General features: G+C 38.2%; 15 protein-coding genes. 10 read left to right on the top strand and 5 right to left on the bottom strand.

Annotated features, from left to right (window positions below; translation table 11 throughout):
* Positions 1 to 43: 43 nt before the first annotated feature.
* Genes NIZ91_19820 through NIZ91_19810 form a run of 3 tightly spaced genes read left to right on the top strand, consistent with a single transcriptional unit; the run spans position 44 to position 1,956 of the window.
* Positions 44 to 871: an AraC family transcriptional regulator gene (locus NIZ91_19820; protein ID USY54920.1), complete on the top strand. Its 828-nt coding sequence runs from the start codon at positions 44 to 46 to the stop codon at positions 869 to 871.
* The gene (locus NIZ91_19815) at positions 871 to 1,293 is read left to right on the top strand and encodes a DUF2000 domain-containing protein (GenBank protein ID USY54919.1); all 423 of its coding nucleotides are present in this window, start codon (positions 871 to 873) and stop codon (positions 1,291 to 1,293) included. Before NIZ91_19820 ends, NIZ91_19815 begins: the two co-directional genes overlap by 1 nt.
* A 30-nt stretch (positions 1,294 to 1,323) precedes the next feature.
* On the top strand, positions 1,324 to 1,956 hold the full coding sequence (locus NIZ91_19810) for a homoserine/threonine efflux transporter (GenBank protein ID USY54918.1): 633 nt from the start codon (positions 1,324 to 1,326) through the stop codon (positions 1,954 to 1,956).
* A gap of 89 nt (positions 1,957 to 2,045) precedes the next feature.
* On the opposite strand, the gene NIZ91_19805 is transcribed toward NIZ91_19810, so the two are convergent.
* Positions 2,046 to 5,216 (bottom strand): bifunctional cytochrome P450/NADPH--P450 reductase, encoded by a 3,171-nt coding sequence (locus NIZ91_19805; GenBank protein USY54917.1) that lies wholly within the window; start codon positions 5,214 to 5,216, stop codon positions 2,046 to 2,048.
* Positions 5,217 to 5,536: 320 nt separating this feature from the next.
* On the opposite strand from NIZ91_19805, the gene NIZ91_19800 reads away from it, so the two are divergent.
* On the top strand, positions 5,537 to 6,256 hold the full coding sequence (locus NIZ91_19800) for a YebC/PmpR family DNA-binding transcriptional regulator (protein USY54916.1): 720 nt from the start codon (positions 5,537 to 5,539) through the stop codon (positions 6,254 to 6,256).
* A 37-nt stretch (positions 6,257 to 6,293) separates the two neighbouring features.
* Here the strand turns inward: NIZ91_19800 and NIZ91_19795 are convergent, their stop codons facing one another.
* From NIZ91_19795 to NIZ91_19785, 3 genes are all read right to left on the bottom strand, one after another.
* Positions 6,294 to 7,496 carry an MFS transporter gene (locus tag NIZ91_19795; protein USY54915.1) on the bottom strand — a complete coding sequence of 401 codons (1,203 nt, stop codon included), beginning with the start codon at positions 7,494 to 7,496 and terminating at the stop codon, positions 6,294 to 6,296.
* Between the two features lie 148 nt (positions 7,497 to 7,644).
* Positions 7,645 to 7,836, bottom strand: coding sequence for a YozQ family protein (locus NIZ91_19790; GenBank protein USY54914.1), 192 nt, complete (start codon positions 7,834 to 7,836; stop codon positions 7,645 to 7,647).
* Between the two features lie 111 nt (positions 7,837 to 7,947).
* Positions 7,948 to 8,922 carry an iron-siderophore ABC transporter substrate-binding protein gene (locus tag NIZ91_19785; protein USY54913.1) on the bottom strand — a complete coding sequence of 325 codons (975 nt, stop codon included), beginning with the start codon at positions 8,920 to 8,922 and terminating at the stop codon, positions 7,948 to 7,950.
* 183 nt (positions 8,923 to 9,105) lie between these two features.
* On the opposite strand from NIZ91_19785, the gene NIZ91_19780 reads away from it, so the two are divergent.
* The 6 genes from NIZ91_19780 to NIZ91_19755 all read left to right on the top strand — a co-directional run bounded on the left by NIZ91_19780 (position 9,106) and on the right by NIZ91_19755 (position 14,114).
* Entirely contained in the window at positions 9,106 to 10,107 is a 1,002-nt protein-coding gene (locus NIZ91_19780; GenBank protein ID USY54912.1) for an iron ABC transporter permease, read from the top strand.
* Positions 10,104 to 11,153 carry an iron ABC transporter permease gene (locus NIZ91_19775; GenBank protein ID USY54911.1) on the top strand — a complete coding sequence of 350 codons (1,050 nt, stop codon included), beginning with the start codon at positions 10,104 to 10,106 and terminating at the stop codon, positions 11,151 to 11,153. Before NIZ91_19780 ends, NIZ91_19775 begins: the two co-directional genes overlap by 4 nt.
* Positions 11,154 to 11,183: 30 nt before the next feature.
* On the top strand, positions 11,184 to 12,008 hold the full coding sequence (locus NIZ91_19770; GenBank protein ID USY54910.1) for an ABC transporter ATP-binding protein: 825 nt from the start codon (positions 11,184 to 11,186) through the stop codon (positions 12,006 to 12,008).
* A complete protein-coding gene (fhuF, locus tag NIZ91_19765) occupies positions 12,001 to 12,738 on the top strand; it encodes a siderophore-iron reductase FhuF (protein ID USY54909.1) in 738 nt (245 codons plus the stop codon). Before NIZ91_19770 ends, fhuF begins: the two co-directional genes overlap by 8 nt.
* Positions 12,731 to 12,979: a YusU family protein gene (locus NIZ91_19760; protein USY54908.1), complete on the top strand. Its 249-nt coding sequence runs from the start codon at positions 12,731 to 12,733 to the stop codon at positions 12,977 to 12,979. The genes fhuF and NIZ91_19760 overlap by 8 nt, the downstream gene beginning before the upstream one ends.
* Before the next feature lie 217 nt (positions 12,980 to 13,196).
* A complete protein-coding gene (locus tag NIZ91_19755; GenBank protein ID USY54907.1) occupies positions 13,197 to 14,114 on the top strand; it encodes a proline dehydrogenase in 918 nt (305 codons plus the stop codon).
* Positions 14,115 to 14,165: 51 nt separating this feature from the next.
* Here NIZ91_19755 and NIZ91_19750 read toward each other — a convergent pair whose 3' ends face one another.
* Positions 14,166 to 14,315, bottom strand: coding sequence for a YuzL family protein (locus tag NIZ91_19750; GenBank protein ID USY54906.1), 150 nt, complete (start codon positions 14,313 to 14,315; stop codon positions 14,166 to 14,168).
* Between the last annotated feature and the right edge of the window lie 142 nt (positions 14,316 to 14,457).

The raw sequence follows: 14,457 nt of genomic DNA, 5'->3' as shown, positions 1-14,457 counted from the left end.
ATGTTATTTTAAAACTTTCATTACACTATAGGAGGGTAGCTACATGTCAAATGAGATTCGAACTGCTTATCTTGATCCGGATTTAAATATTGAAGCCTATCAGTTTAAAGGAATTATGCAAAAGTTTCCGGCGCACTTTCATGAGTATTATGTCATCGGCTTTATTGAAAAAGGACAGCGTCACCTGGAGTGTAGAGGGAATGAATATACCATTAATCCTGGAGACTTATTGTTATTCAATCCTTATGACACACATAGCTGCGAACAAATAGATAACAAAACGTTGGACTATCGCTGTATTAATGTAAAGTCAGAAGTTATGAGCAAAGCAATGCTCGAGATTACTGGTAGCGAGCGTCTTCCAATCTTCAATCAAAGCGTTTTATTTCAAAGCGAGATTGTACACAGTTTAAAAGAGTTACACCTGAAGATTCTAGAGGGAGAAACGGAATTTAAAAAAGAAGAGTTACTTTTTCATTTATTAGAAGAAATAATCCAAGCATATTCTGACCTTGAAGTTGTTGCACCTAATCATGAAATCTCTCATGAAATTAAAGATGTATGTGACTATTTAGAGGAAAATTATGAAAAGGCAATAACTCTTAATGATTTAAGTGCGTTAATAGGTTGGAGCAAATATCACTTACTGAGATCTTTCATTAAACAAAAGAAAATTTCTCCTTATAGATATCTAGAAACTATTCGAGTAAATGAAGCAAAGCACATGTTAGAACAAGGCATTAAGCCCATTGAGACTGCTGTTTTAACTGGCTTTAGTGATCAGAGTCATTTAACAAAGTGTTTTAAAAAGCTAATTGGCCTTACGCCAAAGCAGTATATGAAAATCTTTAGAAGTAGAGGAGACAGGTAATGAGTCATTGTGAAAAAAAGTGTGTGCTTGTCATTGATGAGAATTTACCCTTAGGTTTAATTGCTAATACCGCAGCAATATTAGGGGTCACACTGGGAGCTAAAGTAGCGGATATGATAGGGGATAATGTGGTAGATGGCTCGGGTATTGAACATTTAGGTATTGTGAAGGCGCCTATTCCCATTTTAAAAGGAACTACAGAACTCCTCAGTAACCTAAAAGATAAGACAATGACAGAGCCATTCTTAGACTTAATAGTGGTAGATTTCTCGGATGCTGCGCAACGTTGTAAAACATATGAAGATTATATTACTAAGCTACAAACAATGTCTAAAGTCGATTATCGCTATTTTGGTTTAGGCATATACGGAGATAAAAAAAAGGTAAACAGCCTAACAGGGGATATTGCTCTACTAAGATAGTAAGCAATGAAGAAAGTAAGGAGGAGTAAAATGGATAATTTAGTTGCTTATATCTTAATGGCGCTTGTTATGTCTATGATTCCAGGTGCAGATACAATTCTTATTATGAAAAATACGCTTAATCACGGAGCAAAAGCTGGACGCTATACAATATTAGGAATGGCAACAGGACTTACTTTCTGGACGACTGTTGCAGTTCTAGGTTTGTCAGTTGTTATTGCCCAATCCGTATTTCTATTCAATGCAATTAAATATTTAGGAGCGGCATATTTATTTTATTTAGGCGTGAAGGCGTTTGTAGATAAAGATATTGTCTCACTAAAATCAATTCAGGTTGAAGATGATGCTCAAACTCATCATTCATTACACCGTTATTATAGAGATTCCTATTTGCAAGGAGCAATTAGCAATATTCTTAATCCAAAGACGATCTTAGTCTATATAACATTTATGCCTCAGTTCATTAACATTAATGAAAATGTAAATCAGCAACTAATAGTTTTAGGTCTAATTCTGACTGGAATAGCGGTGATTTGGTTTTTAGTTGTCGTTTATATCATAGAGTATGTGAAAAGGTGGTTAGAAAAACCACGAGTTCAAAAGGTATTTCAAAAATCTACAGGATTAATGCTGATTGGTGTAGGAATAAAAACGATTATATGATGTTCATAAACTACTGCTGTTTGAACATATGAAAAAGAACCATAAACTTACTTTATGGTTCTTTTTCGATGCTTTCATGTGCAACTAAATCATGCACCAGACCAAACATCTTGGTTATAGCGGCCGTTTACCTGTAAGTTACTCAGCCATTCTCTAGCATTTTGCTCGCTTACGTTATGAACGCTTTGATAAGCCTCGCAAAGTGTTTGTTCAACGTCAGGAGCCATCTTGCTTCCATCTCCACAAACGTAGAGGTAAGCACCTTGGTCAAGCAGTGAAATTAAGTAATCTCCATCTTTCTTGATAAGGTCCTGTACATATGTTTTCTTTTGATTCTCTAAGCGAGAAAATGCTGTATGGACCGATACAAGATGTTCTTGTTCAGATTGTTCCAGCTCTTCTTGATAAAGATAGTCAAGCTCTGGATGACGGCATCCGAAGTAAAGGTGAGCTTCCCCAAGGTTCGTTCCTTGTTGTTTCAACATGCGACGTTGCTGTAAGAATCCTCTAAATGGTGCAATGCCAGTTCCAGGACCGACCATAATAACAGGCGTTTCTTTGTTTTCTGGCAGCTGGAAGTTCGATTGAGGTGTACGGATAAAGCATGTAATTTCTTTACCTTCTCTACATTCAGCTAAATAAGTTGAAGCAATACCTTTATAGTAGCCGTTACCACTCCAAGCAGGTGAATCAACAACACCAACCGTAATACTAAGCGTATCTTTTTTTACAAGTGGCGAACTTGAAATAGAGTAGTAGCGTGGTTTGAGCGCTGGGAGTTGTTCTAAAAAACGTTCAAACGGCATTTCGCACGCTTCATACTTCTCTAAAAAGTCTAACATTGAAATGCGCTTTGCCAATACTTCTGTTTGATAGGTCCCTTCCTCAAGCAGAGCTTCAAGCTCATGTTTATGCGGTGGACAAACAGTGAAAGAAGCAAGCTCACGAATTTGTGCACGAGTAGCGACGCTTTGGAGCTCAACACTATATTTAAGTAAATCCTCTAAGCATACGGGACGATCTACCGGTAAGTGAACTGCAGAGCGTCCGGTAGCTGTTAGCAATACTTGGTCACTTCCGTTTAGACGGAATCTTCTTAGTACACGATCTACGAGAGCTGGGCTGTTTTTTGGTAAGACCCCTAAATGATCACCTTCTTTATACGTCATTCCATCAGGTAACTGCACCTCAACAGCACGCGTGCTTCGATCACTAGCAGGCGATTGCAGTTCACGATTTTCTATAACAGTTGCTTGGATTGCTTCGTATGAAGGTGCCAACGGTGAAACATTTAGACCACTTACGAACTGTAAGCGAAGGGAATCCTGTTTTTTCTCTAAATTTTCCGTTACCTTTAATCCAAATGTGCTTATTGTTGACTTCCACATTGTGGATTTCCAAGTACTAAACTCTTCTTCAAAATCGCCGCTAACATCACCTTCTCCTCGTTCTGAAAAACGCGTTGCGCCTTTTTTTGCAAGCAGTTCGTCAATTGCTCTTGGAACTGCTTGATAAGTGCTGGCCCAGTTGCGGTCTCCGCAGCCAAATATAGCATATGTAACGCCTTCAAGTTCATTTGCTCCTGCTTCATCTAACCATTTCAAAAACTGAACTGCATTGCTAGGTGGTTGTCCGTTATAAGAAGCAGTGACAATTAAAACAGCACCTTCTTTTGGTAAAGATCGAGAGTGGTCATTCAAACTCGCTGTCTCTACTTTCACACCGTGAATGCTTGCTTCTTCTGCAAGCTCTTCGGCTACACCTTTGGCTGTGCCCGTATCGGATCCGTAAAGCACAAGTAGAGGTAGTTTATTTGCCCCGATAATTTTTGCTTGTTTTTGCTCTTGCTTTTCTTCTTTTTGGTCTTGTTCTTTTATTATAGCCGGTTGTAAATTTACTGCTCGCTTTTGCACTCCAATTTTAAAATCATTAGGCTTTAGTGTTAGTGATTGTTTAATGTCTAGCTGGTAATGATTATGGTCAATAAATGTAAATTTCTTTAATAGCATTCCAAGTACAAGTGCGGCTTCATGAAGCGCAAACTGCATACCAATACATGCTCGTTGCCCATTTCCAAAAGGTTTAAAGGCATGGTGTGGCACTTTTTCAGGATCTTCAAAGCGCTCTGGAATAAATTCTTCTACATCGTCTCCCCAAGCATCCTTATCGCGGTGCAAAGACGGAAGTAGCACCGTTATTCGCTCTCCTTCTTTTTGCACAGGGTACTTACCACCTATTAGAGTATCCTCTTTTGCAAACAGATTAAAAGCTGGAGCGGTTGGCCATAATCGAAGGGATTCATTTAACACCATTTTTATATATTTGAGTTTTACTACTTGCTCGTATGAAGGTACTTCATCTGTCAAAATAGCATCGACTTCTTTGTAAGCTTTCTCCAACTTATCAGGGTTGTTCATTAAGTAGTAAATCGCAAATGAAAGTAACCCACTTGTTGTTTCGTGACCTGCAATTAAAAACGTAATAATTTGATAGCGAATGTTTTCATCATCCAGTAGTTCACCTGTTTCTGGATCTTTAACAGTTAGCATGCGAGCCAATAAATCTTTGGATGTTTGACCATTTTGGTTTTTGCGTTCTGAGATGATATTATCAACCAATGAAAACATCGCTTGGATATCTTGTTGAAACTGTTTTTTTGTTCGTACCATTAGCTTGTCTTGAATATCAAGTCTCTGCGTTTGATGCATTGACTCTTCTAATGCACGGGCCATATTTGTTACAAACGGGTGATAACTCTCTCGATAGAAGCTGTTAAAACGATAGTTGAATCCACATAGACCAATTGTATCTAAGGTGAGTCTCGTCATATCCTCTGGAACGTCAACTTCGTCATTTGGGTTTAAACGTTCCCACTTTTGAATAAGCTGAACTGCAATATCAATCATCATAGAATGGTAATCTTTCATTGCACGTTGACTAAAGGTTGGAGCTAAAATATTGTGTGCCTTTTGCCAGTTCGGTTCATGCGTCCAACTCGTAAACAAACCGTCCCCCCCAAAAGCTCTAACTTTAGCTAAAGCACCTTCAGCACTTTTATCAAACCTGGATTGATCACAAACTTCCTTTACAAGTTCATGCCCTGAAATAACAAGAGAAGAACCCATCGGACCTTGTAGTCGAAAAATTGGACCATACTCTTCGGCTAATTTCATTAGTGATAAGATGGGAGTATTCTTATCGAGCAAAGGTACATTGCCGAGTGGACCGTATGTTTTAGGCTGAGGTATTTCTGTTTTCATGAAAATCATCCTTCCTAAATGTAATAAATAGGGAAATATTCAGTTGTCAAAAAAGCATCTTTTTCAAAATGCTATAGACAAATAATATTATCACTTAATTATTTTTAATACCAATGATATCCTTTTTTGAAGTAGGAAATCAGGCGGCTTCTAGCTTAATATATGAGCTGATTCCTTATAGTAGTAGCTTTTATTTCTTACCATGTAAAGATGAATGATGATGGTGCTGAAAGAATTGCCGAATAAATTAATTGCGGTATAATAGAAGATGGCAGATTGATGTTTTAACATAGATATACATTCGAAAGAGAGTGAAAAATATGGGTCGTAAGTGGAATAATATTAAAGAAAAGAAAGCGTCAAAAGATGCTCAAACAAGTCGAATTTATGCTAAGTTTGGTCGTGAAATTTATGTAGTAGCAAAACAAGGTGAGCCAGATCCAGAAGCAAACCAAGCGCTAAAAGTTGTTTTAGAGCGAGCAAAAACATATAACGTACCAAAAGCTATCATTGACCGTGCAATTGAAAAAGCAAAAGGCGGCGGCGAAGAAAGTTATGATGAGCTTCGTTATGAAGGTTTTGGCCCGAACGGTTCAATGGTTATTGTTGATGCATTAACAAACAATGTAAACCGAACAGCTTCAGACGTTCGCGCTGCTTTTGGTAAAAACGGCGGTAATATGGGTGTTAGTGGATCTGTTTCTTATATGTTTGATGCAACTGCTGTTATTGGACTGGAAGGTAAATCATCCGACGAAGTTCTTGAGATTTTAATGGAAGCAGATGTTGACGCTCGCGATATTTTAGAAGAAGAAGATGCAGTGATTGTGTACGCTGAGCCAGATCAGTTCCACGCTGTACAAGCTGCTTTTAAACAAGCTGGTATTACAGAGTTTACAGTAGCAGAAATTGTGATGTTAGCTCAGAGCGACGTGACGTTGCCTGAAGATGCAAAAGCTCAGTTTGAAAAAATGATTGATGCACTTGAAGACCTAGATGACGTTCAACAGGTCTATCATAATGTTGACCTAAGCGAATAATAAAAAAAGACGTTCTCATGTAGAACGTCTTTTTTTATTAGGCTAATTCTTTTTGTTTTGTTTCAGATCCTAAGAAGATAACCGATGCAACTCCGATTAAGATTGCCCCTGCAAAAATGGCAAATATAACAGTCAGAGAAGTGCCTTGGGTTGTTAAATAACCAATAAGGAGTGGCCCTAGAATTCCCCCAATTCTACCAAAGGAAGCAGCCATTCCTGCGCCAGTACCACGAATAACGGTTGGATATTGTTCAGGCGTATATGCATATAAAGCTCCCCAAGCACCTAGGTTAAAGAAGGATAAAAGCATTCCCGATGCAAGTAATAACGCAAGAGACTCTGCAGTTCCGAAGAAATATGCACTTGCAGCTGTTCCGATAAGATAGGTGATTAATACAAATTTTCGTCCCATTCTTTCAATAAACCAAGCCGCCGTATAATAGCCCGGCAGTTGTGCAAGAGTCATAATGAGTACGTATTCGAAGCTTTTAATTAAGCTAAATCCTTTTATGACCATAACGCTTGGTAACCATAGGAACATACCGTAGTAGGAGAATACAACGCAAAACCAAAGAATCCATAGCATTATGGTTGGTTTACGATAGTCTTTGCTCCATACATGCTTAATATTATCTAAAACGGAGGGCTTATTCTCTGCAATTGATTGTGTAAACTTCGGAGAATCTGGAAGTTTGATACGCAAATAAAGTGCGTAAAAAGCAGGTAAAGCGGTAATTAATAGTGCAATTTGCCAACCGAAGTTCGGGATGACGAAGTATGAGATGAGTGCGGCAGCTAACCAGCCGTATGCCCAAAAGCTTTCTAGCAGTACAATAATTTTTCCTCGTCGTTCAGGAGCTACAGTTTCTGATACTAGTGTCGAAGCAACAGGAAGCTCCCCGCCTAGTCCCATTCCGATAATAAATCGTAAAATTAAAAATACCCATAATGTTGTCGATAAAGCAGACAAGCCGCTCGCAATCGAAAAGAGTAGCAGCGTGATAATAAAAACCCATTTTCGGCCAATTCGATCTGCAAGCAAGCCAAAAACAAGAGCTCCAACAGCCATACCGATGGAGTTAACACTGCCAATCCAGCTCATTTCATTAGGTGTAAGGTTCCATTCTGTATGTAGAGCTGCAATAATAAATGAAAGAATGCCTACGTCCATTGCATCAAATAGCCACCCGAGTCCGGCGATGTTTAATAGCTGACGTTCAGACAAGTTGTTATTACTCATAAGGTCCTCCTCTAACAGATGTCTTTACATTAGTCTTAAACAGTTTACAACTGTCTTTACATTTTGTCACTAGTAATTTTGAGCTTGGAAAAAGTAAGAGAGAAGGGAAGGGAAAGGAAAAAAGACGCTAGAAAGCGTCTTTTTAGCATTAACGATTTGTATCTTCAACCGTACCTTCTTGGTAAGTATCACTCATTTGTTCATGCGTTTCAGCAAGACCTTGAGATACTTCATCACTATTTTTATAGTCTTCAGACTTAAACTGGCGTCCTGCTAAATCATTTGTATTAACTGGTTTGATTTGCTTTTGGTTTTGGTTTTCATTTTCATTTTTATTCATAGTGTATCTTCCTTTCCATAGTGAAATAAACTTCTTTCTCAGTTTGTGTGAGTAGGGAAGGATATATGCACAAAAAAAGAGACAGCCTTTCTGTAAAGGCTGTCCTGTTGTTTATTTTTCACCTAAAAATACTTTTTCAATATCATCTAGCATTTCATTTGCAGCTAATACGCCACCTGCAGTGTTCCAAATTGCATCTTCTACTGGATATACGCTATCTGTTTTAGATGCGTTTAGGTTCTTAAATAACGGATCGTTTGTCCATTCTTTAGCTACTTTTGTTGCTTCGCCATCACCAGTTTCGTATGAGAAGTAGAATATCTTATCTCCGTCCATCGCAGGAATTCGTTCCTTTGTTGCGTTCATTTCTGCAAAGTCGCTTTTATTCTGTGATTCAGGACGAGCAAAGCCAAGTTGATCTAGAATGACACCAGAAAATGAATCTTTATGATAAATACGTACATCTCCAGCCGTAAAGCGTACAACTGAAATTTCTTCTTTCTTTTGATCTCCAAGTTTTTCTTTTAAATCAGCTACTCGGTTATCAAAGTCAGCTAATACTTTTTTACCTTCATCTTCTTTGTTCACTGCTTTTGAGTAAAGCTTAAAGTTTTCTTTCCAGTCGCCTCGTAACTCTTCAGCAAAAACGGTTGGTGCAATTTGGCTTAATTGATCATACACTTTTTCTTGACGCATTTTGTTACCAATAATTAAGTCTGGCTTTAAAGATGCAATCGTTTCAAGGCTAGGCTCACTTTCAGTACCTACGCTTTTAACACCTTCCATCTTGTCTTTAATATGGTCATACCAAGGGTTTCCTAACCAAGACTCTACTGCTCCGACTGGCTTAACACCCATAGCTAATAGTGCTTCCGTACCTTCATTTGTTAAAATAACAACACGTTTAGGTGTTCCTTCAATCTCTGTTTCACCCATTGCGTGTTTAATTGTATAAGACTGATCCTTTGCTGCGCTATCTTTGTTTTCTTTTTCACCTTCAGATGATGAGTTACCGCAAGCTGCTAAGAAAACAAGAACCATTACAGCCATCAGTGAGAATAAATATTTCACCTTAGACGCTTTCATTTAATGAACCCCCTATGTATGATTGATAATGATTTTCAATTACAACTATGATAATATTTCAAAAAGTAAGGGCTGTCAATAAAAAGTTGAAAATGATTATCAAAGTCATTGACACTTATTTTAATGTTCCCTAAACTAAAAGAAAGTAATAGTGAAATAGGCTACCTTAGAGGAGCAATGAAGATGATTTTGCAAAACAGAAAAATGAGAGTAACGGGTTTAATTTTAAGTATGGTCATTCTACTAATTTGTATCGGTTTAAGCATTATCTTAGGCTATACAGATACAAATATAAAAACAGCTATCAATGCGTTTCAGTCGTTCGATGGTTCAAACGAACACTTAGTTATACAAAATGTACGATTGCCACGTGCTCTAATAGGTGCAGTGGTGGGTGCATGTCTTGGAATTGCAGGTGCAATGATGCAAGCATTAACGAAAAATCCGCTTGCTTCTCCTGATATTCTTGGTGTGAATGCTGGGGCAGGTTTTTTCATTGTTGTTGCCATTATGATTTTTTCAGTGAATTCCCTGCAAGCTTTTACGTGGGTTGCATTTATTGGAGCGGCTTTAACTGTTGTAGCAGTTTATTTCTTAGGCTCTATCGGTAAAGAAGGGCTAACGCCTATAAAAATGACGCTGGCTGGGGCAGCCATCGCTGCATTTTTTTCTTCTTTAACACAGGGCTTACTCGTATTAGATGAAACTGCACTAGATCAAGTACTATACTGGCTGGCAGGTTCAGTGCAAGGGCGTAAGTTAGAAGTCTTATATAGTGTGCTACCTTATATTGCGGTCGCCGTTATCGCGTCCTTTATTATGGCAGGAAAAATAAATATTTTAAATATGGGTGAAGATGTGGCGAGGAGTTTAGGGCAGCGAACCATTGCTGTCAAACTAACAGCAGGTATACTCATTGCCATCTTGGCAGGAGGAGCTGTTGCCATTGCAGGCCCTATTAGCTTTGTTGGTATTATTATTCCTCATATCGTAAGAGCATTTGTGGGCCACGACTATCGTTGGATTTTTCCTTATAGCGCAGTAGCAGGTGGAATTTTGCTATTAATTGCAGATATTGCAGCTCGCTATGTTATTATGCCTGAAGAAATTCCCGTTGGTGTTATGACTGCTTTTATTGGAACCCCATTCTTTATTTATTTAGCAAGGAAGGGGGCTAAAGCATGAAGAAGTACCAACCAATTCGTTTAAAAAACTTTTCTTTTTTACTTAATATAAAAGCTACAGCTATTATTTCAATCTGTACTTTGCTACTGTGTGCGCTCTTTTTATTAAGCGCTGGAATGGGTGAATTATTCATTGGTCCATTTAAAATTATAGGAATTTTATTTGGTCAAGGCCTTGAGTTTGAAAAATTAGTAGTCACATCATTTAGGCTACCTCGTATTCTTGTCGCTATCTGTGCAGGGATTTGCTTAGCAGCAGCGGGAGCTATTCTTCAAGGCCTTGTTCGTAACCCTTTGGCATCACCAGACCTCATTGGTTTAACAGGAGGAGCTTCTGTTGGAGTGGTGTTATTTTTAGCATTATTTAGCGACGAAAAAAACTCCCTAACAGTTAGCATTCATTGGTTACCGCTCAGCGCATTTTTAGGCGCTTTAATTGTAGCAATCTTGCTTTATATCTTTGCTTGGCGAAATGGTGTATCACCCATTACTTTAGTATTGATTGGTATCGGTTTAACCGCTTTGACCAAGGCGATGACAACATTATTTATGATTATGGGTCCAATCTATCAAGCGAGCCAAGCTAACATTTGGATTACTGGCAGTGTCTATGGATCAAACTGGGCAAATGTATATACGATTGCACCAATTACTGCTGTTTTAATGATTCTTGCATTAATTATGGTTCGTAATCTCAATATTCAAGAGCTAGGGGAAGAAGTTGCCACTAATGTAGGAAGTCACGTTCAAAAAAATCGTTTACTGCTGCTTGTAATGAGTACGGCACTAACGGGTACCGCCGTCGCGTTTGCTGGAGGTATTAGCTTTGTTGGGCTATTAGCTCCTCATATTGCTCGCCGTCTCGTTGGTTCGTCGTTTGGAGCGTTGCTTCCATTATCGGCACTGATTGGTGCAATTTTAATTGTAGCTGCAGATTTAGTCGGAAGAACGTTCTTTTTACCACTTGAAATACCAGCAGGTGTTTTCACAGCAGCAATTGGAGCCCCATATTTTATTTACTTATTATATAAGCAGCGGAACGTCTGAACGTAATCTTTTCAAAAAGGAGTGAAAGTCATGCATTCATTAGAAACAAAGTCGTTAAGCTTATCATACGGAGAAACAATGATTATCAATGAATTAGATTTGAAGATTCCTAAAGGGGAGATTACGGTCTTTATCGGAAGTAATGGCTGTGGCAAGTCAACGCTTTTGCGTTCACTTGCTCGGCTTTTAAAGCCACAAACAGGCTCAGTTTTGTTAGAGGGATCTAAAATATCATCATTACCAACAAAAGAAATTGCTAAGCAGTTAGCTATTCTACCACAAGGACCGGTAGCACCTGAGGGTCTTACGGTTTTACAGCTTGTAAAGCAAGGGCGTTATCCTTACCAAAATTGGTTTCGCCAATGGTCGAAGGAAGACGAAGAAAAAGTTCAAAAAGCTCTAGAATCAACAGGACTAAGTGATTTAGCTGATCGTCAAGTAGATTCTTTATCTGGAGGACAAAGGCAACGTGCTTGGATTGCTATGACTCTTGCTCAAGATACGGATATTATCTTACTTGACGAACCCACAACGTATTTGGATATGACTCATCAAATTGAAATTCTTGATTTGCTATTTGAACTAAATGAAAAAGAGGAACGAACAATTGTAATGGTTTTACATGATTTAAATTTAGCATGTCGCTATGCGCATCATATTGTAGCACTTCAGGACAAACAAATTTATGCGCAGGGAAAACCTGAAGAAGTGATTACGTGTCAGCTGGTTCGTAACGTGTTTAATATGAATTGTGAAGTAACGGTTGACCCGCTTTTTGGTACACCGCTTTGTATTCCGCACGGTAGAGGAAGATGTGTGGTTCAAAAGGTTGGGGCTGGACTTCAGCATGCTTAACACAAAAGAACAGAAAGCGTTCGAAGAGAAGTTTAGAGCTACTTTTATACAAACGTCAGCCTATGAGATGAAGCTAGCTGAGCTTGCTGATGAGCGGAAGGTCGAAAATGCTCTCTCGTTTATTCAAAATAAGATAGAAGCGCCCAACTTCAGAGTGGTCGCTTCTATTTTTGCAAAAAGGCTCGGCTTTGTAGCCGCAGGCTGCTTATATGCTTTTTCAGTATGTCAAAAAAGAGTAGACGTGCAGCACCTCTCTTTACAGGCAGAGTGTGAAGACGATGGATTGTGGTTACCTCAAGTCTATTATATAAAACAAGCCATTACCCAAGTTGACGTAGCGAATCGGAACGAAGAACGAAAAGAAATAGTGACTGAACTCTTTTCTAAAGGGTTTGAGCCAATCTGGGATGCGCTTAATCAATATACAGGTATCTCAAAAAGAGTGCTGTGGGAAAACATTGCTGTTTATATTCTTTGGTTATATGATCAATTAAAAGAAGATAGCAGTGTCAATCAGCATCAGTTAGAAACAGACTTCACTTACCTTTTCTATGAAGCAACGGGTGATCAATTTGGGCAATATGAAGTCAATCCGTTAAAGTGCTATGCGCGAAGAGAAAGTCGCCAAACGTGCTGTCTATCCTATCAGCTGGCCGGCAAGAAAAAGTATTGTAAAAGCTGTCCCATTTTATGTCGAGCAAAATTCAAGGAGGCGTCAATTTATGGATAAAGAGTTTAACGAGAAATTTGATGTGCTTCTAGAGAAATATACAGAGCTTATGGTGGGGGAAACGAATTCAGATTTAAAGGATAAGATTGAAAAGTGGGCTTTGTATACGTATATTTCAAAGTCAATGCCACCGTTAATCAAGCATTGGAATCATCAATATCCTGAGGCTAAGCAAGAGATGATCGAACTAATTAAAGAAATAAAAAGTTTAAATGAACAGCTTCGTGAAAGCAAAAGCTAAAAGCTCATATATGACAATATGAGCTTTTTTGTCTAAATAAATTGCAGAACCGGACAAAAATCAGGTACATATACTAGTAAAGAAAAGACGATAAGTTACTGCTTGAATGTATCTCTATTTTCAAAAAAATGTTAAAGTGTATAATAACTGCTATATTACATGGTTCGGTAAGGAATTGCAGATTTAATATAAGGGAAGAAAAATCGGGGGAAATGCTATGGAACAATCAATGCGCAACTTTTTTTTGTTTTTATCTCAAAATAAAATGTTAACAAAGCTAGCGAAGCATTATGGCTTACGCTTTGGAGCCGCGCGTTTTGTAGCAGGTGAGACGATTGATGGAGCAGTGGACGTGGTGCGTGAATTAAATGAACAAGGGCTTGAAGTTACAGTTGATCATCTGGGTGAATTTGTTACAACGGAGGAAGAAGCTGCTTATATGACGGAACATTGTATCCAAGCAATCCGACGCATTCACGATGAGAAGCTTAGTTCTCAGCTTTCATTAAAGTTAACGTCAATGGGTTTAGATATTTCGACAGATTTAGTGATGAAAAATATGGAATATATTTTGAAGGAAGCAAAGCAATACAATGTATTCGTTACAATCGATATGGAAGATTACCAGCGTTGCGGAAAGACGATTAATATCTTTAAGGAGCTTAAAAAGCGTTATGACAATGTTGGCACTGTGCTTCAAGCGTACTTATATCGAACGGAACAAGATATCAAAAATTTAAGTGAATACGCTCCAAACTTAAGGTTAGTAAAAGGAGCATATAAGGAATCCGCAGCGGTTGCCTTCCCAGATAAAATTGATGTAGATGATAGCTTTAAGAACATTATTAAAGTACATTTGCTTAATGGCCACTACACCGCCATTGCAACGCATGATGATCAGATTATTGAGTATGCAAAGAAGTTAGCAGTCATTCATGATATTCCGCGTGATCAATTTGAATTTCAAATGCTATTTGGCATTCGACCTGAGCGTCAAAAGCAGTTAAGGAAAGAAGGATATAAGATGCGTGTATATGTACCGTACGGAAAGGATTGGTACGGGTATTTTATGAGAAGGTTAGCTGAGCGCCCAGCGAATGTAGCTTTTATTTTAAAAGGCATTGTGAAAAAATAACCTTCATGAAAAGAATCGAACAAGACGGTATTTCCTTGTTCGATCTGTAGCTTAGTTATCCTGCATATTTTGTTTTCCGTATTGTTGATTCTGAGATGTTTTTTTACCGTGGTTATGAACTTCTTGTGTTGGGCCAGCATTTCCTTTAACGCTAGCTGCGCTTACACCTGCGGATGAAGGGTCTTTTTTTAAGCGTGACATGATATCACCTCCTGGCCTTAATATAACCAAAGAGATAAAAAATAGTTGCAAATAATGATGTTCGTATATTGCGAAAATTTAAAAAGTGTTTTATAGTAGTATCAGAGATTAAAAGTAGCTCTCTTTTTTTTAATTATAAAAT

The sequence above is a fragment of the Bacillus sp. 1780r2a1 genome, from assembly GCA_024134725.1.
Lineage (GTDB): Bacteria > Bacillota > Bacilli > Bacillales > Bacillaceae_H > Priestia > Priestia aryabhattai_A.
Note: the sequence above shows the minus strand (reverse complement) of the source record. Positions and strands in the feature narration are given on the sequence as shown.

Excerpts from the sequence above, each read along its gene's own strand:
- NIZ91_19820 (USY54920.1), top strand. The coding sequence starts at position 44 with ATGTCAAATGAGATTCGAACTGCTTATCTTGATCCGGATTTAAATATT.
- NIZ91_19815 (USY54919.1), top strand. The coding sequence starts at position 871 with ATGAGTCATTGTGAAAAAAAGTGTGTGCTTGTCATTGATGAGAATTTA.
- NIZ91_19810 (USY54918.1), top strand. The coding sequence starts at position 1,324 with ATGGATAATTTAGTTGCTTATATCTTAATGGCGCTTGTTATGTCTATG.
- NIZ91_19805 (USY54917.1), bottom strand. The coding sequence starts at position 5,216 with ATGAAAACAGAAATACCTCAGCCTAAAACATACGGTCCACTCGGCAAT.
- NIZ91_19800 (USY54916.1), top strand. The coding sequence starts at position 5,537 with ATGGGTCGTAAGTGGAATAATATTAAAGAAAAGAAAGCGTCAAAAGAT.
- NIZ91_19795 (USY54915.1), bottom strand. The coding sequence starts at position 7,496 with ATGAGTAATAACAACTTGTCTGAACGTCAGCTATTAAACATCGCCGGA.
- NIZ91_19790 (USY54914.1), bottom strand. The coding sequence starts at position 7,836 with ATGAATAAAAATGAAAATGAAAACCAAAACCAAAAGCAAATCAAACCA.
- NIZ91_19785 (USY54913.1), bottom strand. The coding sequence starts at position 8,922 with ATGAAAGCGTCTAAGGTGAAATATTTATTCTCACTGATGGCTGTAATG.
- NIZ91_19780 (USY54912.1), top strand. The coding sequence starts at position 9,106 with ATGATTTTGCAAAACAGAAAAATGAGAGTAACGGGTTTAATTTTAAGT.
- NIZ91_19775 (USY54911.1), top strand. The coding sequence starts at position 10,104 with ATGAAGAAGTACCAACCAATTCGTTTAAAAAACTTTTCTTTTTTACTT.
- NIZ91_19770 (USY54910.1), top strand. The coding sequence starts at position 11,184 with ATGCATTCATTAGAAACAAAGTCGTTAAGCTTATCATACGGAGAAACA.
- fhuF (USY54909.1), top strand. The coding sequence starts at position 12,001 with ATGCTTAACACAAAAGAACAGAAAGCGTTCGAAGAGAAGTTTAGAGCT.
- NIZ91_19760 (USY54908.1), top strand. The coding sequence starts at position 12,731 with ATGGATAAAGAGTTTAACGAGAAATTTGATGTGCTTCTAGAGAAATAT.
- NIZ91_19755 (USY54907.1), top strand. The coding sequence starts at position 13,197 with ATGGAACAATCAATGCGCAACTTTTTTTTGTTTTTATCTCAAAATAAA.
- NIZ91_19750 (USY54906.1), bottom strand. The coding sequence starts at position 14,315 with ATGTCACGCTTAAAAAAAGACCCTTCATCCGCAGGTGTAAGCGCAGCT.